Here is a 25,151-nt window from a genome sequence, read left to right on the forward strand (position 1 = left end):
TGGCGCCCGTGAGGGGGTGTGACCGATGCGGAAGGTCAGACGCGGGAAGGTCCTGGGGTGGCGCTGGCGTGACAACCCGCTGCGACGGCGCAGCGACGTGCTGGAGGCGTGGATCCTGCTGGCGGCGTGGACGGTCGCGACCCTCGCCGCGGTGCTGGCCGGGTGGTTCGGCGCGCAGTCGGTCGAGCACGCGGCGCAGCGGGACCGGGCGGGCCGGGTACCGGTGTCGGCGGTGCTGGTCAGGACGGTCCCCGGGAGCGCGCGGGACGCGGTCACCGGCGTGCGCTACGACCGGGTGCTGGCGACGGTGCGCTGGACCGACGGCGACGGGCGCGCCCGGACCGGGACGACGGAGGTGAAACCGACCGCCCGGGCCGGCTCCACGATGACGGCCTGGACGGACGGCCACGGCCGGCTGGTCGCGGCGCCGGTCGCGGCCGCCGAGGCGACGACCCGCGCGGTGCTGGCCGGCACCGGGGTGGCGCTGGTCGCCGGGGTCGCGGTCCTCTCGGCCGGTAACCTGGTCCGGCTGCGGGTGGAGCGCCGCGCCACCGAGCGCTGGGGCACCGAGTGGGAGCAGGTCGGCCGCCACTGGGGGCACACCACCGGCTGACGCGGTCACCCGGTGTCAGCCCGCGACGGCGGCCGGGCCGTCCAGGTCGAAGCGCACGTCCACGACGCCCTCGACCGCCCGCACCAGCCGCGCGGCCACGGGCACCAGGGAGGAGTCGCGCACCCGGCCGCCGAGGGTCACGACCCCGTCGCGCACCTCGACGCGCACCGCGGAGGCCGGCGTGGGGAACAGGTACGCCACCACTTCGCGCCGCACCTCCTCGGCGATGTCCTCGTCCTCCCGCAGGAACACCTTCAGCAGGTCGGCCCGGCTGACGATGCCCTCCAGCCGGCCCTCCTCGTCCACCACGGGCAGCCGCTTGACCCGCGCCCGCGCCATCTCCCGCGCGGCCTGCGCCAGCGTCGCGTCGGCCCGTACGGTCAGCGCGGGGGAGGTCATCAGCTCGCCGGCCGTGACCGAACCCGCCTTGGCGAGGTCGGACAGCCGCCGCAGCTGCGTGTAGCGGTCGGGGTCGCTGTCGCGGAACTCCTCCTTGGGCAGCATGTCCGCCTCGGAGACCACGCCGACCACCCGGCCGGCGCGGTCCACCACGGGCAGCGCGCTGACCTTGCGCTCCTGGATGGCCCGCACGATGTCCTTGAAGGCCGCCGCACGGCCGACGGACGCCACCTCGCGGGTCATCACGTCGCCGACGACGTGGGGGGATCCGTGCGTGTTCACCGCATTCCTCCGCTGCCGTAGGGGCCGTACAGGTCCAGCAGGCGGGTGCGGGCCGCGCGCAGCCGGTGCGCCACGACCTGGCCCACCCACTCGGAGACGGTCAGCCCGAACTCCGCGTCCCGGCGGCACATCTCGCGCACGGCCGTGGCGTCGAACTCGTAGGCCCGCAGCGGGGTCACCGCCTCGGCGCCCAGGGACCACACGTGCGGCACGAACAGCCACGACCAGCCGACCAGGTCGTTGTGGCCGAGGGACTCGATGACGGCCGGCCGGCGCCCGGGCACGCGCAGGTCCAGGTCGATGGTGCCGGTGCGGATGATCCAGAACCGGTCCGCGCGGCCACCCTCCTCGAACAGCCGGGTTCCCTGGGGGTAGGAGACCTCCCGGGCCATCTCCATCAGCCGCTGCCGATGCTCGGCGGGCAGCGCCCGCGGCAGGCTCGTCGTTGCGGGAGCGTTCATGGCGTGCCTCCAGTGCGGCGTACGGAACTGCCACCTCCAGCGTGTGCGCGGGCCTTGTGCCCGGCCATGGGCCACCCGGCCCCCGGGCCGGGCCACCCGGGCGGTTCAGTGCTCCCGGCACCACGTGCGGTAGGCGGCCACCGCCGTCGGCAGCGTGGGGAAGATCAGCTCCCGGCCCACCGCGTCGGCCAGACCGTAGGCCTCCAGGTCGTCCAGGAGGTCCTGCTTGACGCGGGCCAGGGCGAAGACGACGCCGCGGCGCACGAGGTCGCGGCGCACGTCGTCGACGGCGTCCAGGGCGGTGATGTCGACCTCCACGTTCGCCTCGGTGTTCAGGACGAACCAGCGCACCGGGCCGGTCTGTTCGTCGACGGCGGCCAGGGCGCGGCGGCGGAAGTCCTGGGCGTTGGCGAAGAACAGCGGCGAGTCGTAGCGGTAGACGAGCAGGCCGGGGATGGTGCGGGCCTGCGGGTAGTCGTCCACGTCGTGCATGCCGGCCACCCCTGGCACCAGCCCCTCGACGGCGTCGTGCGGCCGGGCCACGCGGCTGAGCAGCTCGGCCACCGACAGGCCGACGGCGACCAGCACGCCGTAGAGGATGTCGAGGCTCAGCACGCCGGCCAGGCAGCCCAGCGCGAGGAGGAGTTCGCGGCGGCGGAAGGACGCCAGCCGGGCGAAGCCCGCCAGGTCGATCATGCGGACGGCGGCGTAGAGGACGAGCGCGCCCAGCACCGCCGCCGGCGTGCGGCTCAGCAGCGGGCTGAGCACCAGCAGGACACCGGCCACGACCGCGCCCGCCACCAGCGAGTACGCCTGGCTGCGGGCGCCCGCGGAGGCGGCGAGGGCGGTGCGGCTGGCGCTGCTGCTGACCGGGAAGCCGTGCAGGCAGCCGGCGCCGAGGTTGGCCGCGCCCAGGGCGAGGAACTCCTGGTCCGCGTCGAGCGGGCGCTCCTCGCCGTGAGCGGCGCTGAAGGCGCGGGCGGTGAGGATGAAGTCGGTGTAGGCGACGATGAGCACGCCGAGCGCGGGCAGCACCAGGTGCGGCAGCTCGGTCAGGTCGGGCAGGGCGGGGGAGGGCATGCCCGCCGGGACCTCGCCGATCACCTTGACGCCGAACCGGCCGTCGAGGTCGAACGCGGCCACCGCCGCCGTGCCCAGCACGACCGCCGACAGCGGTCCGGGCACCGGGCGCGGCAGCCGGGCCACCGCGAACAGGAACGCGGTCACGACGGCGGAGAGCAGCACGGTGGCACCGTGCGCCTGCCCCAGGTGCCGTACGAAGGACCACAGGTGCGGGAAGAACGCCGAGCCGGTCGTGGGTACCCCGGTCAGCCTGGGCAGCTGGTCCACGATCATGATCAGGGCCACACCCGCCAGATAGCCGGTCAGCACCGGGCGGGACAGCAGGTCGGCGACGAACCCCAGCCGCAGCAGGCGCGCCGCCAGGCACAGCAGACCGACGGTCACGGCGAGGGCGGCCGCGAGCGCCGCGTACCGGCCGGTGTCGCCACCGGCCAGCGGGCCCACGACGGTCGCCGTCATCAGCGCCGTGGTCGACTCCGGGCCCACCGACAGCAGCCGGGAGGAACCGAGCAGCGCGTACAGGGCGAGCGCCGGCAGGATCGCCCACAGCCCGGCGGCCGGCTGCAGTCCGGCCACGCCGGCGTACGCCATCACCTGCGGCACGAGATACGCGGCCACCGTCACGCCGGCCAGCAGGTCGCCGCGCAGCCAGGAACGGCGGTAGGCGGCGAGGCCGAAGGCGCCGGGCGCCAGCCGGCGCCACCCGGCCGCCCATCTGCCCGAGCCGTGCGACATGCGCCTCCTTCCACCGCGCTCCCGACGCGTCCCGCCCGGCGCGCCGGGGGAGGTCGGCATCGCCGTCCCGCCGAGCCTCCCGGCACGTGCGCCGCTTGCCTTCCGCCCGCCCGGGGGGACGCGGCCGTGTCGGTGCGCCGGGCTTCCGGGGCACCTGCGCAGCATCCTCTCCCGGTCCCATCCCGATGCGGCCACGCGGCGGCGCCGTCGCGGCCGGGGCGCGACGCCGCGAGCGCACGGCCGTTGGGTGAACCGGGGGAGGGGGTGTGTGCCGTGTTCAGGATCGTCAGCCCGACAGGCCCTGCGACAGGGGCCGTTCAGCCCTACCGGTACCGACCTTCGGCATCACCTCCCGCACGCCGGGCGGCGCGACCGTGCAGCGGTGCGGGCCACCCGCTCCCGCTTCCGTCCGCGGGAGGCGTGACGGGCCTCCGACCGGGGTCCGCCACGCCCGCACGGCCGTTGGGCCGATCGGTCCCGGTCAGGGAAATGCGGCCCCTGCAGGACCGGCCCGTTCAGAAGCCACGCTGGCAGCAGATCCCCGATGCAGGAGGCAGAGAAATGGTCCGCACCGTTGTCGCAGGACTCGACGGCTCGCGCGAAAGCCGCGCCGCCGCGGAATGGGCGGCCCGCGAGGCGAAGCTGCGCGGTCTGCCCCTGCGGGTCGTCCACGCGTGGGAACCCGTTCCCGAACCGATGGCCCAGGCGCCCCTGCTCGGCGCCGAGACCTTGCAGCACTGGACCGAGCGTCTGCCCAGCGAGGCCGCCGAGGGCCTGCGCCTGCGCCACCCCGGCGTCGAGGTGACCATGGAGCAGTCCGGCGGCCGGCCCGCGGACGTGCTGGTCAAGGCGGCACAGGACGCCGAACTGCTCGTCGTCGGCTCCCGCGGCCTGAGCGGCGTCGGCGGATTCCTGGTCGGCTCCGTCGGCATGGCCGTCGTGGCGCACGCCGAAGTCCCCGTGGTCCTCGTGCGCGCCGGCGAACAGGCGGCCGACGAGCACCTGCCGGACCCGATGGGCATCCCGTCCGCCGCCACCCCCTACCGGCCCGTCGTCCTCGGCCTGGACACCCGCGGCCACGACGACTCCGTCACCGAGTTCGCCTTCGAGGAGGCCGCCCGGCGCGGCACCGGGCTGCGCGTCGTGCACGCCTGGAACCTGCCGCCCTACTACACCTACGGGCTGTCCGCCGACCCGGAGTTCCACGACGAGATCACCCGGCAGCAGGCCGCCGACCTGGCCGACGTGCTGCGGCCCTGGCGGCACAAGTACCAGGACGTCGACGTCGTCGAGATCTCCCGGCCCGGCAGCGCGGCCGGCCACCTGGTCGACGCCTCCCGCGAGGCCTCGCTGGTCGTGGTGGGCCGGCGCATCCGGCGCGCCGCGCTCGGCGCCCACATCGGCTCCGTCACGCACGGCGTCCTGCACCACGCCGCCGCCCCCGTCGCCGTCGTCCCCCACGCCTGATCCCACCCCTAGGAGCCATCACCATGAAGGCAGCGGTCGTCCGGGCGTTCGGCGCCCCCCTGGTCATCGAGGAGCGCCCCGACCCGGAGCCCGGCCCCGGCCAGGTCCGCATCCGGCTGGAAGCCTCCGGCCTGTGCCACACCGACATCCACGCAGCGCACGGCGACTGGCCGGTCAAGCCCAGCCCGCCGTTCGTCCCCGGCCACGAGGGCGTCGGCCTGGTCGAGGAACTCGGCGAGGGCGTCACCCACCTGAGCGTCGGCCAGCGTGTCGCCGTGCCCTGGCTCGGCCGGGCCTGCGGGCGGTGCGAGCACTGCCTGTCCGGCTGGGAGACGCTGTGCGAGCAGCAGATCAACACCGGCTACGGCTGCGACGGCGGGTACGCCGAGAAGATGCTGGCGTGGGCCGACTTCGCGCAGCCCGTGCCGCAGGGCATCAGCGCCCTGGAGGCGGCCCCGCTGACCTGCGCCGGCGTGACCACGTACAAGGCCCTCAAGGTCGCCGACGTCAGGCCCGCGCAGCTCGTCGCCGTCTCCGGCGTCGGCGGGCTCGGCCACCTGGCCGTGCAGTACGCGAAGATCGCCGGAGCGCGGGTCGCCGCCATCGACGTCACCGACGACAAGCTCGAACTCGCCCGGGAACTCGGCGCCGACCTCGTCATCGACGCCCGCAAGGACGACCCCGGCGAGGTGCTGAGGCGGCACGGCGGCGCCCACGCGGCGATCGCCCTCGCCGTGAACGAGGCCGCCTTCGAGGCCGTCAACTCCGGCCTGCGGCGCGGCGGCAAGCTCGTCATGGTCGCCCTGCCGGCCCACGGCACCATCCAGGTCCCGATCTTCGACACCGTCCTCAACGGCACCTCGGTGATCGGCTCCATCGTGGGCACGCGGCAGGACCTCGCCGAGGTCTTCCAGCTGCACGCGGACGGCCGCACTCGCGTGATCTACGAGACGCGGCCGCTGCACAGCGTCAACGAGTCCATCGACGACGTACTGCGCGGGCAGGTCAAGGCCCGCATCGTGTTCGACCTGTCCGCGGGAAGGTGAGGACGATGGAACTGCCGCTCGTCGTGGGGGCGGACGGCTCCGAACCCAGTCTGCGCGCCGTCGACTGGGCGGCCGACGAGGCCGTCCTGCGCGGTGTGCCGCTGAAGGTCGTGTACGCCTCCCTGTGGGAGCGCTACGAGGGCCACTCGCTCGCCGAGGACCTGGGCAAGCCGTCCGAGGACGTCATGGCCCAGGACGTGGTGGACGCGGCCGTCGCCCGTGCGCGCCGCCGCCACGCGGACCTGGCGGTCACCGGTGAGGTGCTGGTCGAGGAGCCGGAGTACGCTCTGGTGCGCGAGAGCCGCAACGCCTCCGCGCTGGTGGTGGGCACCCGCGGTCGCAGCGGCATCGCCGAACTGCTGCTCGGCTCGGTCAGCCTGACGGTCGCCGCCCACGCCGACTGCCCGGTCGTCGTGCTGCGCGGCAGCCACGACAACCGGGCCGCCGCGCAGACCCACGGCCGGGTCCTGCTCGCCGTCGGCGAGGGCGGCGAGCAGGCGGCGGCCGTGCGGTTCGCCTGCGCCGAGGCCGCCCGCCGTGGTGTGCCGCTGGAGGCCGTACGGGCCTGGCGGTGCCCCGCGCACGAGAGCACCGACCACCCGCTGATGGCCGGCGAACCCGCCCGGCTGCACGAGGAGCGGGCCGCGAAGGCGCTGGAGGAGGCCCTGATCGACGCCCCCGAGGACCTGCGCGTCGACCGCCGCACGGTCGAGGGCCACGCCCGCCGGGTCCTGGTGGACGCCTCGCACCACGCCGATCTCCTGGTCGTCGGCGCCAAGCGCCGCCCCGGCCACACGGGGCTGCAACTCGGCCGTGTGGCGCACGCGGTGCTGCACCACGCCGCCTGCCCGGTGGCCGTCGTACCGCACCCGGCGTGAGGGCGTTACAGGCTCGCCGCGTGATCGGGGACGTAGGTCTGCAGATCACGCGGCGAGCGCACGTAACCGGTCGATTCCGGGCGCTGCGGCAGCTCCAGCACCGGCGGCGGCACGTCGTGGTAGGGCAGGGAGCCCAGCAGGTGGGCGATCATGTTCAGCCGGGCGCGCCGCTTGTCGTCGCTCTCCACGACGTACCACGGGGCCTCCCTGATGTCGGTGTGCACCAGCATCTCGTCCTTGGCCCGGGAGTACGCCTCCCAGCGGGTGATCGACTCCAGGTCCATCGGCGACAGCTTCCAGCGCCGCAGCGGATCCTCCAGGCGGCGCCGGAAGCGTTCCTGCTGCTCGCGGTCGCTGACCGAGAACCAGTACTTGCGCAGCAGGATCCCGTCCTCCACCAGCATCCGCTCGAACAGCGGACATTGCCTGAGGAAGAGCTGGTACTCCTCCTTGGTGCAGAAACCCATCACGTGCTCCACGCCCGCCCGGTTGTACCAGGACCGGTCGAACAGCACGATCTCCCCGGCGGCCGGCAGATGCTCGACGTACCGCTGGAAGTACCACTGGGTGCGCTCGCGCTCGGTCGGTTTCGGCAGTGCGGCGATCCGGGCGACTCGCGGATTGAGATGTTCCGCGACACGCTTGATGGTGCCGCCCTTGCCCGCCGCGTCCCGACCCTCGAAGACGACGACCAGCCGTGCGCCCTCCGCGCGCACCCATTCCTGAAGCTTCACCAACTCCGTCTGCAGACGGAGCAGTTCCTTCTCGTACGTCTTGCGCGGCAGCGTCGCCGCCTTCTTGCCGGCCATGCCGCCTCTTCCCCTCGACGACCCACTCGGTCACCGACCCACGGAGTCACTCATGCAGAAGGTCGAACACCAGGACGCCACCGTACTTTCCGACGAGGAACTGCGCACCCTGGACGCCCACTGGCGGGCCGCCAACTACCTGGCCGCCGGGCAGATCTACCTGCTCGCCAACCCGCTGCTGCGCGAGCCTCTGCGGGCGGAGCACATCAAGCCGCGGCTGCTCGGCCACTGGGGCACCTCGCCCGGCCTGAACCTGGTGTACACGCACCTGAACCGGGTCATCAGGGCCCGCGGCCTGGACGCCCTGGCCATCTGGGGGCCCGGCCACGGCGGCCCGTCCGTGCTGGCCAACTCCTGGCTGGAGGGCACCTACAGCGAGACCTACCCCGACGTCACCCGGGACGAGGAGGGCATGGAGCGGCTGTTCCGGCAGTTCTCCTTCCCCGGCGGGGTGCCCAGCCACGTGGCGCCCGAGACGCCGGGGTCCATCCACGAGGGCGGTGAGCTCGGCTACTCGCTGTCCCACGCGTACGGCGCCGCCTTCGACAACCCCGGCCTGGTGGTCGCCTGCGTGATCGGCGACGGCGAGGCGGAGACCGGCCCGCTGGCCGCCTCCTGGCACTCCAACAAGTTCCTCGACCCGGTGCGCGACGGCGCCGTCCTGCCGATCCTGCACCTCAACGGCTACAAGATCGCCAACCCGACCGTGCTGTCCCGGCTGCCCGAGCACGAGCTCGACGAGCTGCTGCGCGGCTACGGCCACGCCCCGATCCACGTCACCGGCGACGACCCGGCCACCGTCCACCGCGCGATGGCCCACGCCCTCGACGAGGCGCTGGACCGCATCGCCCTGCTGCAGCGCACGGCCCGCGAGGACGGCGTGACCGAACGCCCGCGCTGGCCCGTCCTCGTCCTGCGCACCCCCAAGGGGTGGACCGGACCCGCCGAGGTCGACGGCCTGCCGGTCGAGGGCACCTGGCGCGCCCACCAGGTCCCGCTGGCCGGCGTCCGTGAAAACCCCGAGCACCTGCGGCAGTTGGAGCAGTGGCTGCGCTCCTACCGCCCCGAGGAGCTGTTCGACGCCGGGGGCCGGCCGGTCGCCGGCGTCCTCGCCTGCGTCCCCGACGGCCCGCGGCGCCTGGGCGCCACCCCGCACGCCAACGGCGGGCTGCTGCTGCGCGACCTGCCCGTGCCGCCCCTGGAGCGCTACGCGGTCCCCGTCGACAAGCCGGGCGCCACCCTGCACGAGCCCACCCGGGTCCTCGGCGACCTGCTCGCCGAGGTCATGACGGACACCTCGGCCCGCCGCGACTTCCGCCTCGTCGGCCCCGACGAGACCGCCTCCAACCGGCTCCAGGCCGTCTTCGACGCCAGCGGCAAGGCCTGGCAGGACCGCACCCTGCCCGTCGACGAACACCTCGACCGGCACGGCCGTGTGCTGGAGATCCTGTCCGAACACACCTGCCAGGGCTGGCTGGAGGGCTACCTGCTGACCGGACGGCACGGACTGTTCTCCTCCTACGAGGCGTTCGTGCACATCGTCGACTCCATGGTCAACCAGCACATCAAGTGGCTGCGGACCTCCCGGCGGCTGCCCTGGCGGGCCCCCATCGCCTCCCTCAACTACCTGCTCACCTCGCACGTGTGGCGCCAGGACCACAACGGCTTCTCGCACCAGGACCCCGGCTTCGTCGACCACGTCCTCAACAAGAGCCCCGAGGTCGTACGGGTGTATCTGCCGCCGGACGCCAACACCCTGCTGTCGGTGGCCGACCACGCGCTGCGCAGCCGCGACTACGTCAACGTCGTCGTGGCCGGCAAGCAGCCCTGCTTCGACTGGCTGTCCATGGAGCAGGCCAAGGTCCACTGCGCCCGCGGCGCCGGCATCTGGGAGTGGGCGGGCACCGAGAACGGCGGCGAACCCGACGTCGTGCTGGCCTGCGCGGGCGACGTGCCCACCCAGGAGGTGCTGGCCGCCGCCCAGCTGCTCCGCCGCCACCTGCCCGACCTCGCCGTCCGCGTGGTCAACGTGGTCGACATCGCCCGGCTGCTGCCGCGCGAGGAGCACCCGCACGGCATGAGCGACTTCGAGTACGACGGCCTGTTCACCGCCGACAAGCCGGTGATCTTCGCCTACCACGGCTACCCGTGGCTGATCCACCGGCTCGCCTACCGCCGCACCGGCCACCGCAACCTGCACGTGCGCGGCTACAAGGAGGCCGGCACCACGACCACGCCGTTCGACATGGTCGTCCGCAACGACATGGACCGCTACCGGCTGGTCATGGACGTCATCGACCGCGTCCCCGGCCTCGCCGTGCGCGCCGCGGCCGTACGCCAGCAGATGGCCGACGCCCGCACCCGCCACGACGCCTGGATCCGCGAGCACGGCACCGACCTGCCCGAGGTCGCGGAGTGGACCTGGAACGCCTGAGACCGGGCAGCCCCGGACCGGGGGCCGACCGGCCCCCGATCCACCCCGGACAGCCCATGGGAGCGCGGCCTCGGGCGCTGGACCCTCTAATTGTCGACAGACCTGGAGGGATCCGCGATGACGCACGACGCGCTCAGCAGGCCCACGGTCCACGCGCTGCTCGCGGACGGCACCACGGTGTGCATCCGCGAGGTGCGACCGTCCGACCACGACCAGTTGCAGGGCTTCTACGAGGAGATGTCCCCGGAGAACCTGCGGCTGAGGTTCTTCGGCGCCAGCCGGCGCTCCGCCGAGATGGCCGCCGACCGGGCCTGCGCCAGGCCGCACCCCGGCTACCGGGCCCTGGTGGCCGAGACGCAGGCACGGATCGTCGGCCTCGCCGAGTACGACACCGCGGGCGCCGGGCAGGAAGCGGAGATCTCCATCGCCGTCGCCGACTCCCTGCACCACCGGGGCGTCGGCACCCTCCTGGTCGAGCACCTGGTCTCCGCCGCCCGCGCCGAGGGCGTCACCGCCTTCACCGCGGACGCGCTGGCCGAGAACCACGAGGTGCTGCGCCTCTTCGCCGACCTGGGCCTGCGCACCGCCCGCCGCTTCGAGGGCCCCGAGGTGCGCTGCACCATCGCCCTCGACACCGGCGACAACTACCTCACCGCCGTCGAAGAACGCGGCCGGGCCGCCGACGTCGCCAGCCTGCGGCCGCTGCTGCGCCCCAGGACGGTCGCCGTGGTCGGCGCCGGCCGCAAGCCCGGCTCGGTGGGCCGGGCCGTCCTGCACCACCTGCACGCCGGCGGCTACACCGGCCGCCTGTTCGCCGTGAACCCCGCCGCCACCGCCATCCTCGGCGTGCCGTCCTACCCGTCGGTCGCCGCCCTGCCCAGGACCCCCGACCTCGCCGTCCTCGCCGTACCGGCCGGCGCGGTCCCCGAGACCGCCGAGGAGTGCGGCAAGGCGGGCGTACGGGCCCTGCTCGTCGTCACCGCCGGGCTCGACGCCGACCAGGCCGAGGCCCTGCTGGCGTCCTGCCGCACCTACGGCATGCGGCTCGTGGGCCCCAACTGCCTCGGCGTCACCAACACCGACCCGCAACTGCGCCTGGACGCCACCTTCGCCGCCGACCACCCCCGCCCCGGCACCGCGGGCGTCGCCGTGCAGTCCGGGGGAGTGGGCATCGCCCTGCTCGACGGACTGTCCCGGCTCGGCATCGGCGTCTCCACCTTCACCTCCCTCGGCGACAAGTTCGACGTCAGCGGCAACGACATGCTCCAGTGGTGGGAGAGCGACGGCCGCACCGACCTGGCCCTGCTGCACCTGGAGTCCTTCGGCAACCCGCGCGCCTTCTCCCGCACCGCCCGCCGCGTCACCCGCCGCATGCCAGTGCTCACCGTCGACGCCGGACGCACCGACGCCGGCCGGCGCGCCGCCGCCTCGCACACCGCGGCCGCCGCCACCCGCACCATGACCCGCGGCGCCCTGTTCACCCAGGCCGGCATCACCGCCACCCGCTCCTGCGGCGAACTCCTCGAAGCCGCCGCCCTCATGCACTCCCAGCCGCTGCCCGCCGGCCCCCGCGTCGCCATCGTCACCAACGCGGGCGGCGCCGGCGTGCTCGCCGCCGACGCCTGCGCCGAGGCCGGCCTGAGCCTGCCCGCGCCCACCCCGGACCTGATCGACGACCTGCTCGCCGTGCTGCCCGAGGGCGCCGCCGTCGGCAATCCCGTCGACGCCACCGCCGCCGTCTCCGAGGCGCAGCTCACCGACTGCGTGGACCGGATCATGCGGCACGGCGGCATCGACGCCGTCCTGGTGGCCCTCGTCCCCACGGCGGTGGCCGCCGCGACCGGCGACGACCTCGTGCGCGCCCTGACCGCCCCCGGCACCCACCGGCCCAAGCCGGTGGCCGCCATACGGCTCGAACAGGCCCTGCCGGTCGAGCTGTTGCCCACCACCGCCGGCGGCACCGTGCCCGCCTACGCGGAACCCCAGGCCGCCGCACGGGCGTTGGCGCACGCCGCGCGCCGTGCCGCCTGGCTCGCCCGCCCCGCCGGCACCGTCCCCGACCTCGACGGCATCGACACCGAACGCGCCCACACGGTCGTGGAGACCTACCTCGACACCCATCCCGACGGAGGCTGGCTCGCCCCGCGCGAGTGCGCCGAACTCCTCGACTGCTACGGCGTTCCGCAGTCCCCGTGGGCCTGGGCCGAGACCGAGGACGACGCGGTCCTCGCCGCCGACCGGATGCGCGGCGCCGACGGCCGGGTGGTCATGAAGGGGTACTGGCCCGGCCTGCTGCACAAGACCGCCGAGCACGCGGTCCACCTCGACCTGCGCGGCGACTTCCAGGTCCGGGCCGCCTTCCGCGACCTGGAAACCCGCTTCGCCGGCCTGCTGACCGGCGTGGTGTTGCAGCCGCTCGCCGACCGCGGCACCGAGCTGTTCACCGGTGTCGTCCAGGACGAGGTCTTCGGACCGCTCGTCCTGTTCGGCCTCGGCGGCACGGCGACCGAGGTGCTGGCCGACCACGCGGCCCGGCTCGCCCCGCTCACCGACCACGACGTCCACGACCTGATCACCGCCCCGCGCTGCGCCCCGCTGCTGTTCGGCGCGCACGGCGCCCGGCCCGTCGACCTCGAAGCCCTCGAACAGCTCCTGCTGCGGCTGTCCCGCATGGCGGGCGACCTGCCGCAGCTGGCCGAGGCGGACTTCAACCCCGTCCTCGCCTCGCCGGGCGGAGTCCGTGTGCTCGACGCCCGTGTACGCCTGCTGCCCCGCAGGCCCCAGGACCCGTATCTGCGCCGGCTGCGTTGAGCCTGCCGAGCCCGCCCGAGGAGGAGGAACCATGAAGCACAACAAGGTCGGCTCCGTGATGACCACGGAGGTCGTGCGCGCCGAGTACGGAACGCCCTTCAAGGAAGTGGCCCGGCTGCTCGGCGAGCACCGCATCAGCGGACTGCCGGTGGTGGACGACGACGAGAAGGTCATCGGCGTCATCTCCGAGACCGACCTGCTGATCCGCCAGGCCGACGCCCCGGACCCCTACGAGCCGAAGAAGCGCTTCCGGCTCGCCGACCTGACCCACGAGGGCCGCGTCCGCACCGCCAAGGGCCGGGCCCGCACCGCCGGCCAGCTGATGACCGAACCGCCGGTCACCGTGCACGCCGACGACACCATCGTGGAGGCGGCCCGGACCATGGCCGGTCACCGGGTCGAGCGGCTGCCCGTGCTGGACGAGGAACAGCGCCTGGTCGGCATCGTCACCCGCCGCGACCTGCTCCAGGTCTTCCTGCGGCCGGACGCCGACATCCGTGCCGAGGTCGTCGACGAGGTCCTGGTCCGCGCCCTGTGGCTGTCCCCGCGCAGCGTCGACGTCTCCGTCGTGGAGGGCGTGGTGACGCTGTCCGGGCACATGGAGCGCAAGAGCGAGACGGAGATCGCCGTTTCCATGACCCGTCAGATCGACGGCGTGGTCGCCGTCGTGGACAAGCTGACCTACCGGCTGGACGACGCGCACATCCGGCCCGAGGAGCCGCCCTTCGAGGGCGTCGCCGACGACTGGCTGCGCAAACTGTGAGGTGAGAGGAGGCGGACCGCCATGCCCGCACGGGTGCTGGTCGCCTACGGATCGACGAACGGATCGACCGCCGAGATCGCCGAGGTGGTGGCCGAGGTCCTGCGCAAGGAGGGGCTCACCGCCGACACGGCGTCCGCCGCGACGGCCGGGGACGTGACACCGTACGACGCCGTCGTGGTCGGCGGCGCCCTGTACGCCGCACGCTGGCACCGGGACGCCCGCCGCTTCCTGCGCCGGCACCGCCGGGCCCTGGCCGACCGGCCGCTGTGGCTGTTCAGCAGCGGCCCGCTGGACGCCTCGGCCACCGACCGGGACATCCCGCCCGTGGCGTACGTGCGCCGGGCCGTGACCCGGCTGGACGCCCGGGAGCACGCCACCTTCGGCGGCTGTCTGCAGGAGGGCGCCAAGGGACGCATCGCGCAGGCGATCGTCCGCAACGGAAAGGGCGGGGACTTCCGCGACTTCCCCGCGATCGAGGCGTGGGCGGCAGGGATCGCCGACACCTTGATCAAGGAGCGCGAGAGGACCTGAGGAGAACCAACCTCCGTGAGGGAGGCGCGTCATGAACGCCCGTCAGATTCCCGTGGTCACGGCCGAGTCGGCGCTGTACCTGCTCGCCGGGATCCTGGCCGTGCTGTGCGTCGGGCTGGTCGCCTCGATCGTCGGCCTGCCCCTGGTCCCGCTGGTGGTCCCGGTCGTCGTGACACTCGTGCTGCTGGCCCGGCGCCTGGCCCACCGGCACCCCGTCACGAAGGCCTGAGCGAGGCCGGCGGCGGACCCGGCCCCGGCGCGGATGCCGCGCCGGGGCCCTCGCGTGCCGCGCTCACCGGTGCACGGTCAGCGGCACGGTGTCGACGGTCACCGGCCGGCCGTCCTCCATGGACACGAAGTACGCCGTGAGCAGGCCGGCCCCGCCGCGGGCGGCGCGGTAGGGAACGGTGACGTCGAAGGTGCCCCGGGTCCCGGTGCCGGAGGTCGCCCTGACCAGGACGTCGGCCGCGGTGTGCCGGGCGGCGTCGGTGATCTTCAGCCGGAACTCGGCCTCGAAGGTGTTCGCGCTGCCCCACACCCGCAGCGGGGTGCGCGCCGTGTCGCCGATCAGCGGCGACTCGACCAGGACGGCCGGGCACACGTCCTCGAAGTCCCCGCGCCCGACCGGTCCGTTGAGGACGATGCCCTCGGGACCGAAGGACGTCACGGGCTTGCCCTCGATCTCGAAGGCCACCTTGTGCACGCTCGGGAAGCGGGTGAGGGTGAACACGACCTGGGCCAGTCGGGCCCGCATCGACAGGCTGCCGCCCCCGTCGTCGTAGCGGCCGGACAGGTCGACCGTCGCGACGTGGTCGCGCACGGCGACCGAGCGCAGCTCGGTGCCGGAGGGGATGGCGGTGGTGCGGGCGTGGTGCCCCTCGAAGCGGCTGGGGCCGGCGAGCAGGGCGCGGACCGCCGCGCTCGCGGTGGCGGGCGCGGTCACGGTGCGGGGGGCGGCCGAGACCTTCTCACCGTGCAGGAAGTACACCGCCGTACGGACCTTCCTGGCGGCCGTGCCGCCGGTCGAGGGCTTCGGCGCCGTCGTCCCGGGGGACGCGGACGTCTTCGGGGCACCCGAGGTGCCGCCCGAGGTGCCGCCCGGCGTGCTCGTGTCCGCGGGGGCCGACGGCGAGCCGCCGACCGTGCCGGACGTGCCCGTGCCGGACGTGCCCGTGCCGCAGGCGGCGACCGTGAGCAGGGGGAGCGCCAGCGCCGCCGTGACGAGGCTGGAGCGGCGGCGGGCGCGGCAGGCGGACGGTGTTTCGCTGAACATGGCATCCTCCTCCGACACTTCCAGCGAACCGCTCGGCGCCCGCTGCCCCCAGGGCCGGACGGCTCCCCCGTGGGGCCGAACGGCCGGACACCCCCGTCCCCCGCGGGCCCGCCCGGGTGCCGGGCCGCCGAGGGGGTCGCACAGGCCGGGTGGCGGGACCGTCGGCCCATGCCGGGGCGGGTGGCACAACGGGACCCTGGGGGTGGACGGTTCACGAAGGGTGGACGGTTCGGGAAAGGCGGGATCACCATGTCGATGTCGTACGAGCAACCCGGCCACGCCGCCGTTCACCTGGCCCGCGCCGCCTCCCTGGCGCCCTCGCCGCACAACAGCCAGCCCTGGTTCTTCGTCGGGGAGGGCCGCGACCACGGCTTCGAGGTGCACGCCGACGGCGGCCGGCGGATGATCCTGACCGACCCCGGCGGCCGGCAGATGGTCATCGCCTGCGGGGCCGCCCTGTTCAACGCCCGCATCGCCGTGCGCAACCTCGGCTTCAAGCCCGCCGTCGACCTGCTGCCCCAGCCGGGCGACCCCTCCTACCTGGCGCACGTCGGCTTCGCCGCCCACGCCTGCGCCACACCCGACGAGGAGGAGCTGGCCGGCGCGCTGACGCTGCGGCACACCCACCGCGGGCCCTTCGCCTCCGAGGCGCTGCCGGAGTCCCTGCTCGACGACCTGCGCGCGCACGCCCGGGCCGAGGGCGCGGTCCTCCAGGTCGTGGACGAGCCGGAGGAGCTGCTGTTCCTGGCCGACCTGGTGCGCGTCGCCGAGGACACCCACCGCGCGGACCCGGCGCACGCCGCCGAGGTGGCCCGGCGGGTCGGGCCGGCCGGCGTGCCCGTCGAGGCCTGCCGCTGCCACCCGGACCGCACGCTCCTGGCCGGCCGGGACTACCTCTACCTCTCCCACCGCTACGTCGTCCCGGCCCGCAGCCGCGGCGTGGGCACCGGCACCGTCGCCATCCTGTCCACCTCGCACGACGGCCGCCAGGACTGGCTGCGGGCGGGGCAGGCCCTGCAGCGCGTGCTGCTGGGGGCGGCCGCCCGGCAGGTGATGGCCGCCTTCCACACCCAGCCCCTCGAACTGCCCGGCCTGCGCGCGGAGTTGCGGCGGCGGCTGACCGCCGGACATCATCCGCAGCTGGTGCTGCGGTTCGGCCGTCCCACGCAGCTGTGGACCGCGCCCCGTCGGCCCACCGTCGACACGCTCGCCGGCGACGGCGCCCTGGCGAGGTGGTGACGATGACGGCGACCCGGTGGTGGCGGCTGCGCCGCAGTCCGCTCAGGCGCACCAGTTACCTCGTGGAGGCCTGGCTGCTGCCGGCCGCCTGGCTCCTGGCACTGGCGGCGGCGGTCGTCGCCGGTGTGCTGACGGCGCGCACCGTGCAGCACAGCTCCGACGCGCTGCGCTCCCAGCGGCACGCCGTGCCGGCCGTGCTGACGCAGGACGCGCAGCGCACCACCTCCTCGGTCGACGGCGACGGCGGCGACCGGGCCTGGGCCCGCGTGCGCTGGACCCTGCCCGACGGGACGACCCGGACGGGCGTCGCGCGCGTCGACGCGGGCGGCAGGGCCGGCAGCACCACCCGGGTCTGGCTGGACCGTCAGGGGCGGCTGGTCCCGCAGCCCGCCTCCGCCGGACAGGCGCAGATGCAGAGCCTGGTGCTGGGCACGGTGGCCGCCGTGAGCGCGGGCTCCGTCGTCCTGCTCGCCGGCTGGGGCGTGTGCTCCCTGCTGGAGCGGCGGCGCCTGGCCGCGTGGGACACGGAGTGGGCGCTGGTCAGTCCGGGCTGGCGAGGCAAGACGGGCTGATCCCGGGCGGCTCGCGCGGGTCAGCAGATCCGCGGCAGCTGCTCCCCGAGCGGCAGTTCCACCACGCGCCGTGCGCCCACCAGGGTGCGCAGGGCCACGCGTCCCTGCGGGCCGTCGGGCAGTACCTCGCCGATCCGCACCGCCTGCGTGCCCTCCGGCACCGACCGCATCAGCGCCAGGGCCTCCTCGGCCGCGTCCGCGTCGACGAAGGCGACCAGACAGCCCTCGTTGGCGACGACCAGCGGATCGAGGCCGAGCAGGTCGCAGGCGGAGGCCACCGCCTCGGGCACCGGCACGGCGCTCTCCTCGATCTCGACGGCGACGCCCGAGTCACGGGCGATCTCGTTGAGCGCGGCGGCGAGCCCGCCCCGGGTGGGATCGCGCAGGGCGTGCACGGCGGGACCGACGGGCGCCAGCGCGTGCACGAGCCGGTGCAGCGGCCGGGTGTCGGAGGCGATGTCGCCCTCGAAGCCGAGCCCTTCCCGGGTGCTGAGCACGGTCGTGCCGTGCAGCCCGATCGGCCCCGACAGCAGCACCGCGTCCCCGGCGCGGGCCGCGGCCGCCGACGGGTGCAGCAGGGCCCGCCGCTGCCCGACCCCGGTGGTGTTGACGAACAGCCGGTCGGCCGCGCCCCGGCCCACCACCTTCGTGTCACCGGTGATCACGGGCACGCCCGCCTCCTTGGCGGCCTTGCCCAACGACGCCACCACGGCCCGCAGTTCGGCCAGCGGCAGCCCCTCCTCGATGATCAGCGACACCGACAGGGCGAGCGGCCACGCGCCCCGCATGGCGAGGTCGTTGACGGTGCCGTGGACGGCGAGGCAGCCGATGTCCCCGCCGGGGAAGAACAGCGGGCTGACGACGAAGCTGTCGGTGCTCATCACCAGGTCCGGCCGGCCCGGCAGCAGCGCCGCGTCCTCCAGCGGCCCCCCGGCCTCGTCGACCGCGGGCAGGATCAGCCGGTCCAGCAGCTCGGCGGTGAGCCGGCCGCCGGCGCCGTGACCCAGCAGGACGACCTCGTCCTCGTGGCGGGGGGTGGGGCAGTCGATCGTCATGCCGTGCTCCTGGTGGGCGTGCGTCCGGCCGCGTGGAAGGCGGCGCAGGTGCCCTCCGACGACACCATGGGCGCGCCGAGGGGGTGGCGGGGCGTGCAGCGGGTGCCGTACGCGGCGCAGTCGGTGGGCAGCCGGGCGCCGGTCAGGATGGCGCCCGCGATGCACTCGGGGTCCTCGACGGGACGCAGTCCGTCCACGTCGAACCGGCGGGCCGCGTCGAATCGCGCGTAGGCGGCGGCGAGTTCGAGCCCGCTGTCGGGCAGCGCCCCGATGCCCCGCCAGGCCCGGTCGGTGACCCGGAAGACCTCGCGGACCGCCTCCTGGGCGTCGGTGTTGCCCGAGCGCCGTACGGCCCGCACGTACTGGTTCTCCACCTCGGACCGGCCCGACTCCAGCTGCCGTACCGCCATCAGCACGCCCTCCAGCAGGTCCAGCGGCTCGAAGCCGGTGACCACGACGGGCACCCGGTAGCGGGCGGCGATGGGTTCGTACTCGCGCCAGCCCATCACCGCGCACACGTGCCCGGCGGCCAGGAACGCCTGCACCTCGCAGTCGGGGTCCTCCAGCAGCGCCGTCATGGCGGGCGGGACCAGGACATGGCTGACCAGCATCGAGAAGTTGGCCAGTCCGAGCCGGGCGGCGTGCAGGACGGCCGTGGCGTTGGCGGGCGCGGTCGTCTCGAAGCCGACGGCGAGGAAGACGACCTCCCGGTCGGGGTGGGCGGCGGCCAGGCGTACGGCGTCCATGGGGGCGTACACCACCCGGACGTCGGCGCCGCGCGCCCGCAGCGACAGCAGGTCGGTTTCGGAGCCGGGCACGCGCAGCATGTCGCCGAAGCTGGTGAAGAGCACGCCGGGCCGGGCGGCGATGGCCATGGCCCGGTCCAGGGTCTCCAGCGGGGTGACGCAGACCGGGCAGCCCGGGCCGTGGATCATCCGCATCCCGGCGGGCAGCAGTTCGTCAATGCCCTGGCGGACGAGGGTGTGGGTCTGGCCGCCGCACACCTCCATGATCCGCCAGGGACGCGTGGCGGTCCGCCGCAGCTCCTCCAGCAGGCGCCGGGCGAGCACGGGGTCGCGGTACTCGTCGAGGTACTTCATCGGGGCGCCAGGTCGGGACGGACGTCCACGACCCCCTCCACGGCGCGCACCGCGCGGGCCACGACGGGCACGAGGCTGCGGTCGGCCAGGGTGCCGCCCAGGGTGACCACGCCGTCGGCGACGCTCACCGTCAGCCGCGTGGTGACCGGCAGGCGGCCCAGCACGGTGTGCCGGATCTCCTCGGCGATCTCCTCGTCCCCGCGCAGGAAGACCTTCAGCAGGTCGCCGCGGCTGACGACGCCCTGCAGCATGCCGACGGAGTCCACCACGGGCAGCCGCTTGACCTGCCGGCGGGCCATGATGCGGGCCGCCTCGGCGAGCGAGGCGTCGGCGTGCACGGTCACGGCCGGGGTGCTCATCAGCTCGCCCGCGGTCACCGCGCCCGCCTTGGCGCGTTCCACGACACCGCCCTCGATCTCCTCGACGTCCCGCAACTCCTCCTTCAGCAGCAGGTCGGCCTCGGAGACCACCCCGACGACCCGGCCCTCCCCGGCCAGCACCGGCAGGGCGCTGACCTTCCACTGGTCGAGCAGCTCGACGATCTCCTTGAAACTCGCCTCGCTGCCGACGGCGACGACGGTCTGCGTCATCACGTCGCTGACGGTGTACGGGGATTCAGACATCGCGGCCTCCCGTGGGTGCCGAGGCGGTACGGACGATCCTCAGGTCGAGGAAGTGGGTGGAGCACGAGATGCACGGGTCGTGGTTGCGGATCGCCCGCTCGCACAGCGCCGTCAGCCCGGCGTCGTCGAGGTCGTCCTCGCCGATCGCCCGCTGCGCCAGGCGGCGCAGGTCGTCCTCGATCGCGCCCTGGTTCTGCGCGGTGGGCGGCACCAGCAGCGCGCTGGTCACGAGGCCGTCGGCGTCGATCTCGTAGCGGTGGTACAGCACCCCGCGCGGTGCCTCGGTGGCGCCGTGCCCGACGGCCGCGACGGGCGGCACGTCGGTGTAGGGGCGGGCGGGCGGCTCGTACTCGCCGATGATCCGCAGCGCCTCCTCGACGGCGTACACCGACTCCACGGCGCGCACGAGGATGGACCGGAACGGGTTGCGGCACACCGCGCCCTCACGCGGATCGCCCAGTCCCGCCTCCACGGCGGCCTGCCGGGCCGTCGGCGACAGCCGGGCGCCGCCGACGGCGAACCGGGCCAGCGAGCCGGTCAGGTGCAGACGCCCGTCGAGGCGGGAGTGGAGTGCGGTGGAGTGCGGCACATGGGTCTCGGCGACGTGGTCGGTGAAGTCCGCGACGGGGAAGGAACTGGCGGAGCCGCCGGGCCACAGGACGGTCGGGGTGCCGCCCTCGATGGCGTAGGTGTCCGGCTCGGACAGCGCCAGCAGGGCGGCGTCGGTACGGGCGTCGGGGAACTCGAAGCCCGCCACCCAGCGCACGGTGGCCCAGGCGTCGTCCAGCGCCCGCTTCAGCTGCTCGGCCAGCGGCCGCAACTCCGCACGGGTGGGCGCCCGGTGGAAGCCGCCGAGGCGGACGTTGACCGGGTGCACGGCCCGGCCGCCGACCAGCTCCATCAGGTCGTTGCCGGCCTTCTTGAGCCTGAGACCGCGCTCGACCTCGGCCCGGTGGGTGCGGGCCAGGTCGATGGCGCTGGGGCGGCCCAGGAAGTCCGGTGCGTGCAGCAGGTAGATGTGCAGGACCTGGCTCTCGATCCACTCGCCGCAGTACAGCAGCCGGCGCAGCGCGCGGATCTGCGGATCGACCTCGACCCCGCACGCGTCCTCGATCGCCGCGCAGGCGCTCATCTGGTACGCCACCGGGCAGATCCCGCACACCCGGGCGGTGATGTCGGGCGGCTCGGTGTAGGAGCGGCCGCGCAGGAACGCCTCGAAGAAGCGCGGCGGTTCGTAGATCTCCAGCCGCGCGTCGGTGACCGTGCCGTCGTGCACGTGCAGGCTCAGCGCGCCCTCGCCCTCGACCCGGGAGAGCGAGCCGACGTGCAGGACACGGGATCCGCGGTGCGTCACTTGACCGACTCCTTGCCGAGGGCGCCCTCGAAGGCGGGGGCGTTGAAGGTGTGCAGGAACCGCTCCACGGCGTCCTCGTCCATGCCGTCGCGGCGCAGCAGCGGGATCAGCGCGGGCAGGTTCACCGAACCGGACGGCCCGAAGCAGCCGAAGCAGCCGCGGTGGTAGGCCGGGCACAGCGCCCCGCAGCCGGCGTGGGTGACCGGGCCGAGGCAGGGCGTGCCGTGGGCGACGGTGACGCAGACCGTGCCGCGCCGCTTGCACTCGAAGCACACGCTGTGGTTCGGCACGTCCGGTCTGCGCCCGGCGAGGAAGGCGGTGATCACCTCGACGAGCTGGCGCTTGTCGACCGGGCAGCCGCGCAGTTCGAAGTCGACGTCGACATGGGCGGAGACGGGGGTGGAGGTGGCGAGCGTGGAGATGTACTCGGGGTGCGCGTAGACGGTACGGCGGAACTCCTCGACGTCCGCGAAGTTGCGCAGGGCCTGGATGCCGCCGGCGGTCGCGCAGGCGCCGATCGTCACCAGGTGCCGGGAGGCGGCGCGGATCGACCGGATCCGCTCGGCGTCCTCGGCCGTGGTGACCGAGCCCTCGACCAGCGTCAGGTCGTAGGGCCCCGGCAGCACCGTGCTGGTCGCCTCCAGGAAGTGCGCGATCTCCACCTCCCCGGCCAGCGCCAGGAGTTCGTCCTCGCAGTCCAGCAGCGTCAGCTGGCAGCCGTCACAGGAGGCCAGCTTGAACACCGCGAGTGTCGGGGCCATCTCACAACTCCCTTACCGACAGCAGGGGTTCGGCGCGCGCCCAGTCCACGACCGGGCCCGCCTGGCAGACCAGCAGGCCGCCGAGCTGGCAGTGCCCGCAGTGGCCGGTGGCGCAGCGCATGTTGCGCTCCAGCGAGACGCGGATCTGCTCGCGGGGCACGCCGAACTGGGCGAGTTCGCGGGCGGTGGCCCGGATCATCGGCTCGGGTCCGCACACGAACGCCGTCGTCGACTGCGGCTCGAAGTGCGCCCGCCCCAGCAGCTGGGTGACCACGCCGACGTCCCCGCGCCAGTCCGGCTCGGGCTGGTCCACCGTGACGCCGGTGCACGCGGTGGCCCAACTCGCCACCTCCGCGCGGGCGATCAGGTCACCGGGGGTGCGCGCCCCGATCAGGACGTTGATGCGGCGGTACGCCTCCGGCTCGGCCAGCGCGGCCAGGATCAGCGGCCTGAGCGGGGCGAACCCGATGCCGCCCGCCACCACCAGCACGTCCCGCCCGCGCGCCCGCTCCAGCTCCCAGCTGCTGCCGTAGGGGCCGCGGATGCCCACGACGTCCCCGACCCGGGCCGCGCACAGCCCGTCCGAGACCGCGCCCACCGAGCGGACGGTGTGCGCGAGCCCGCCCGTGGCCTGCACCGAGCTCACGGAGACCGGGATCTCGCCGCGGCCGAAGGAGTGCACCATCGCGAACTGGCCCGGCAGGAAGTCGGCGAGCGGCCGGCCGACCGGCTCGAAGCGCAGGGTGACCGTGTCCGAGGTCTCCGGCCTGCGGGCGACCACACGGTGGGGGACCGGCACGGCGGTCATCGCGTTTCCTTCGTCTCGTAGATCCCGTACAGGTCCACCAGCCGGGCCCGCGCCGCGTTCAGCCGGTGCGCCAGCACCCGGCCCACCCAGTGCTCCACGGCCTGCCCGAACCCGGCGTCGTCGAGGCACATCAGGCGGACGGCGACCGCGTCGAACTCGTAGGCCCGCAGCGGGGTGACCGCCTCGGCGCCGAGCTGCCAGACGTACGGCTCGTACAGCCAGGACCAGCCGACCAGGTCGCCGACGCCGAGGGTCTCGACGACCGGCGGGCGGCGCCCGGGTACGTGCATGTCGAGGGCGGCCGTGCCGCTGCGCACGATCCAGAAGCGGTCGGCGTGCCCGCCCTCCTCGAACAGCCGGGTGCCCGGCGCGAAGGTGGCCTCGCGGCCCACGCGCAGCAGCCGGTCGCGGTGTTCGGCGGGCAGGGCGTGGTTCATGCGCAGGGCGATCGAGGGGGGCATCAGTCCGTCTCCGTTTCGAGTTCGGCCTTGAGCGCGGCCACTTCCTGCGTGATGTCGATGCCGGCCGGGCACCAGGCGATGCAGCGCCCGCAGCCCACGCAGCCCGACGTGTCGAACTGGTCGTGCCAGGTGGAGAGTTTGTGGGTGAGCCACTGCCGGTAGCGGCTGCGCGCGGAGGAGCGCACCGGGCCGCCGTGCAGATAGGAGAAGTCCAGGTCGAAGCAGGAGTCCCAGCGCTGCCAGCGCTCGGTGTGGTCACCGGTGAGGTCGGTGACCTCCTCCGTGGTGGTGCAGAAGCAGGTCGGGCAGACCATCGTGCAGTTGCCGCAGGTCAGACAGCGTCCGGCGACGTCGTTCCAGCGCTCGGCGTCCAGGCTCGCGCCCATCAGGGCCCGCAGGTCGACCGGAGGCAGGGCGCGTCCCATACGGTCCCGGGCGGCCCGGACCGTCTCCCGTGCCGTCGTCTCGGTGCCCGGGTCGGCGGTGCGGTGCGGCACCTGCTTCAGCAGCCGGGCGCCCTCCTCGCTGCCGACCCGCACGAGGAAGCGGTGCCCGTCGGCGTCGACCACCTCGGTCAGCGCCAGGTCGTAGCCCGCGTCGGCGGCGGGGCCGCCGCCGGTGGACACGCAGAAGCAGGTGGCGCCCGGCTCGGTGCACTCGGCGGCGATCAGCAGCGCACCGGCCCGGCGCCTGCCGTAGCCGGTGTCCTGGAACCGCCCCCCGGTCAGCACCCGGTCCTGGACGGCGATCGCCCTGAGGTCACAGGGCCGCACGCCGAGGAAGGCGTAGGCGGGCGCCGCGGGCTCCTCGGCCGTGAAGGTCACGTCCCCCTCGGCGGTCCGGTCGGCGCTCCACAGCCGCTCGCGCGCCGGGTGCAGGAAGTTCTTCCAGGACTGGGGCCCCGCGCTGTGCGCGAACGCGGCCCCGTCCGCGCGCTCGACGAGCCGGTAGCGGCCGGCGTCCAGTTCGACGCCCCAGCCGAAGGGCAGCTCGTCCGCCGAGGCCAGCTCCGCCAGCACGATCGCCCCGTCCCGAGCCGTGGGCCCGACGACGGTCCGCCCGTCCGAGACAAGCGCCGCGACCAGCGCGTTCAGCCCCTCCCTGTCGAGCACGGCCGGCGCTGCGGTGACGGTCATACGGTCCTCCTCGTCCGGATCGGATCGTGCGCGTCCACACTCAGACTCCGTCCCGCGGCCCCGGGCCCGGCAGGGGCCATCCGGCCCTCGCCCCCATGCCGACCGGATCTGCAGGCACCCGCCGGGGCGCGGGGAACCACGCGACCAGCCCCGCCCCGCGCACTCCCGGGACGGCTGAAGCCCCCCCGTCCGGGCCCTACGGCAGCGCTTCCCCGAGCTCGCCCTCGACCGCGCCCGCCATGGCCCGCAGCACCTCAAGCGTGCGTCGGGCCTCCGACTCGTCGACCCGGCTGATCGCGAACCCGACGTGCACGATCACGTACGAGCCCACGTCCGCCTCGGGCGTACAGCTCAGGCACGCCTCGCGCCGGATGCCGCCGAAGTCCACCGTCGCCATCCGCAGCCCCGCGTCGTCGTGGACCTCCACGACCCGCCCCGGTATCCCGAGACACATCCG

25 protein-coding genes are annotated in these 25,151 nt (G+C 74.4%); 11 read left to right on the forward strand and 14 right to left on the reverse strand.

The genetic code is table 11. From position 1 onward, the window contains the following. Window positions 1-25: 25 nt before the first annotated feature. Window positions 26-613, forward strand: coding sequence for an Rv1733c family protein (locus tag ACYF6T_RS14175; RefSeq protein WP_461696405.1), 588 nt, complete (start codon window positions 26-28; stop codon window positions 611-613). A 15-nt stretch (window positions 614-628) separates the two neighbouring features. Here the strand turns inward: ACYF6T_RS14175 and ACYF6T_RS14180 are convergent, their stop codons facing one another. The 3 genes from ACYF6T_RS14180 to ACYF6T_RS14190 form a co-directional block, all read right to left on the reverse strand. Then, on the reverse strand, window positions 629-1,255 hold the full coding sequence (locus ACYF6T_RS14180) for a CBS domain-containing protein (protein ID WP_461696688.1): 627 nt from the start codon (window positions 1,253-1,255) through the stop codon (window positions 629-631). Window positions 1,256-1,290: 35 nt separating this feature from the next. Continuing rightward, a complete protein-coding gene (locus ACYF6T_RS14185) occupies window positions 1,291-1,755 on the reverse strand; it encodes a cyclic nucleotide-binding domain-containing protein (RefSeq protein ID WP_461696406.1) in 465 nt (154 codons plus the stop codon). A 105-nt stretch (window positions 1,756-1,860) separates the two neighbouring features. Beyond that, window positions 1,861-3,573 carry a SulP family inorganic anion transporter gene (locus tag ACYF6T_RS14190; protein ID WP_461696407.1) on the reverse strand — a complete coding sequence of 571 codons (1,713 nt, stop codon included), beginning with the start codon at window positions 3,571-3,573 and terminating at the stop codon, window positions 1,861-1,863. Window positions 3,574-4,134: 561 nt separating this feature from the next. Here ACYF6T_RS14190 and ACYF6T_RS14195 point away from each other — a divergent pair. From ACYF6T_RS14195 to ACYF6T_RS14205, 3 genes are read left to right on the forward strand one after another with little or no spacing between them, the layout of a single operon-like run. After that, window positions 4,135-5,040, forward strand: coding sequence for a universal stress protein (locus tag ACYF6T_RS14195; protein ID WP_461696409.1), 906 nt, complete (start codon window positions 4,135-4,137; stop codon window positions 5,038-5,040). A gap of 23 nt (window positions 5,041-5,063) precedes the next feature. After that, window positions 5,064-6,086, forward strand: a complete 1,023-nt coding sequence (adhP, locus tag ACYF6T_RS14200) for an alcohol dehydrogenase AdhP (RefSeq protein ID WP_461696410.1) — start codon at window positions 5,064-5,066, stop codon at window positions 6,084-6,086. Between the two features lie 5 nt (window positions 6,087-6,091). Then, entirely contained in the window at window positions 6,092-6,964 is an 873-nt protein-coding gene (locus ACYF6T_RS14205) for a universal stress protein (protein WP_461696412.1), read from the forward strand. Window positions 6,965-6,969: 5 nt separating this feature from the next. Here the strand turns inward: ACYF6T_RS14205 and ppk2 are convergent, their stop codons facing one another. Then, window positions 6,970-7,773: a polyphosphate kinase 2 gene (ppk2, locus tag ACYF6T_RS14210; RefSeq protein WP_461696413.1), complete on the reverse strand. Its 804-nt coding sequence runs from the start codon at window positions 7,771-7,773 to the stop codon at window positions 6,970-6,972. 52 nt (window positions 7,774-7,825) lie between these two features. Between ppk2 and ACYF6T_RS14215 the strand changes: the two genes are divergently transcribed. From ACYF6T_RS14215 to ACYF6T_RS14235, 5 genes are all read left to right on the forward strand, one after another. Further along, complete coding sequence (locus ACYF6T_RS14215) at window positions 7,826-10,207, forward strand: phosphoketolase family protein (protein ID WP_461696414.1); 2,382 nt, start codon at window positions 7,826-7,828, stop codon at window positions 10,205-10,207. A gap of 117 nt (window positions 10,208-10,324) precedes the next feature. Next, window positions 10,325-13,018 carry a bifunctional acetate--CoA ligase family protein/GNAT family N-acetyltransferase gene (locus ACYF6T_RS14220; RefSeq protein WP_461696415.1) on the forward strand — a complete coding sequence of 898 codons (2,694 nt, stop codon included), beginning with the start codon at window positions 10,325-10,327 and terminating at the stop codon, window positions 13,016-13,018. A gap of 31 nt (window positions 13,019-13,049) precedes the next feature. Continuing rightward, entirely contained in the window at window positions 13,050-13,781 is a 732-nt protein-coding gene (locus ACYF6T_RS14225; RefSeq protein ID WP_461696417.1) for a CBS domain-containing protein, read from the forward strand. 21 nt (window positions 13,782-13,802) lie between these two features. Beyond that, a complete protein-coding gene (locus ACYF6T_RS14230) occupies window positions 13,803-14,312 on the forward strand; it encodes a flavodoxin domain-containing protein (RefSeq protein WP_461696418.1) in 510 nt (169 codons plus the stop codon). A 31-nt stretch (window positions 14,313-14,343) separates the two neighbouring features. Continuing rightward, a complete protein-coding gene (locus ACYF6T_RS14235; protein WP_461696419.1) occupies window positions 14,344-14,541 on the forward strand; it encodes a hypothetical protein in 198 nt (65 codons plus the stop codon). A 63-nt stretch (window positions 14,542-14,604) separates the two neighbouring features. Here ACYF6T_RS14235 and ACYF6T_RS14240 read toward each other — a convergent pair whose 3' ends face one another. Beyond that, window positions 14,605-15,585 (reverse strand): GerMN domain-containing protein, encoded by a 981-nt coding sequence (locus ACYF6T_RS14240; protein WP_461696421.1) that lies wholly within the window; start codon window positions 15,583-15,585, stop codon window positions 14,605-14,607. A 249-nt stretch (window positions 15,586-15,834) separates the two neighbouring features. Between ACYF6T_RS14240 and ACYF6T_RS14245 the strand changes: the two genes are divergently transcribed. After that, a complete protein-coding gene (locus ACYF6T_RS14245) occupies window positions 15,835-16,824 on the forward strand; it encodes an Acg family FMN-binding oxidoreductase (protein ID WP_461696422.1) in 990 nt (329 codons plus the stop codon). 2 nt (window positions 16,825-16,826) lie between these two features. Then, on the forward strand, window positions 16,827-17,396 hold the full coding sequence (locus ACYF6T_RS14250; protein WP_461696423.1) for an Rv1733c family protein: 570 nt from the start codon (window positions 16,827-16,829) through the stop codon (window positions 17,394-17,396). Between the two features lie 20 nt (window positions 17,397-17,416). Here the strand turns inward: ACYF6T_RS14250 and hypE are convergent, their stop codons facing one another. From hypE to ACYF6T_RS14295, 9 genes are all read right to left on the reverse strand, one after another. After that, window positions 17,417-18,451 (reverse strand): hydrogenase expression/formation protein HypE, encoded by a 1,035-nt coding sequence (gene hypE, locus ACYF6T_RS14255; RefSeq protein ID WP_461696425.1) that lies wholly within the window; start codon window positions 18,449-18,451, stop codon window positions 17,417-17,419. Next, window positions 18,448-19,551, reverse strand: coding sequence for a hydrogenase formation protein HypD (gene hypD, locus ACYF6T_RS14260; RefSeq protein ID WP_461696426.1), 1,104 nt, complete (start codon window positions 19,549-19,551; stop codon window positions 18,448-18,450). Before hypD ends, hypE begins: the two co-directional genes overlap by 4 nt. Then, the gene (locus ACYF6T_RS14265) at window positions 19,548-20,174 is read right to left on the reverse strand and encodes a CBS domain-containing protein (protein WP_461696427.1); all 627 of its coding nucleotides are present in this window, start codon (window positions 20,172-20,174) and stop codon (window positions 19,548-19,550) included. Before ACYF6T_RS14265 ends, hypD begins: the two co-directional genes overlap by 4 nt. Then, on the reverse strand, window positions 20,167-21,528 hold the full coding sequence (locus tag ACYF6T_RS14270; RefSeq protein ID WP_461696428.1) for a Ni/Fe hydrogenase subunit alpha: 1,362 nt from the start codon (window positions 21,526-21,528) through the stop codon (window positions 20,167-20,169). Before ACYF6T_RS14270 ends, ACYF6T_RS14265 begins: the two co-directional genes overlap by 8 nt. Next, window positions 21,525-22,289, reverse strand: a complete 765-nt coding sequence (locus ACYF6T_RS14275; protein WP_461696429.1) for an NADH-quinone oxidoreductase subunit B family protein — start codon at window positions 22,287-22,289, stop codon at window positions 21,525-21,527. Before ACYF6T_RS14275 ends, ACYF6T_RS14270 begins: the two co-directional genes overlap by 4 nt. A 1-nt stretch (window position 22,290) precedes the next feature. Further along, entirely contained in the window at window positions 22,291-23,097 is an 807-nt protein-coding gene (locus tag ACYF6T_RS14280) for an FAD/NAD(P)-binding protein (RefSeq protein WP_461696431.1), read from the reverse strand. Beyond that, window positions 23,094-23,558, reverse strand: coding sequence for a Crp/Fnr family transcriptional regulator (locus tag ACYF6T_RS14285; protein ID WP_461696433.1), 465 nt, complete (start codon window positions 23,556-23,558; stop codon window positions 23,094-23,096). The genes ACYF6T_RS14280 and ACYF6T_RS14285 overlap by 4 nt, the downstream gene beginning before the upstream one ends. Further along, window positions 23,558-24,694: a 4Fe-4S dicluster domain-containing protein gene (locus ACYF6T_RS14290; protein WP_461696434.1), complete on the reverse strand. Its 1,137-nt coding sequence runs from the start codon at window positions 24,692-24,694 to the stop codon at window positions 23,558-23,560. Before ACYF6T_RS14290 ends, ACYF6T_RS14285 begins: the two co-directional genes overlap by 1 nt. Before the next feature lie 196 nt (window positions 24,695-24,890). Next, a complete protein-coding gene (locus ACYF6T_RS14295; protein WP_461696435.1) occupies window positions 24,891-25,148 on the reverse strand; it encodes a HypC/HybG/HupF family hydrogenase formation chaperone in 258 nt (85 codons plus the stop codon). Window positions 25,149-25,151: the final 3 nt, after the last annotated feature.

The organism is Streptomyces sp. 7R007 (genome assembly GCF_054850255.1).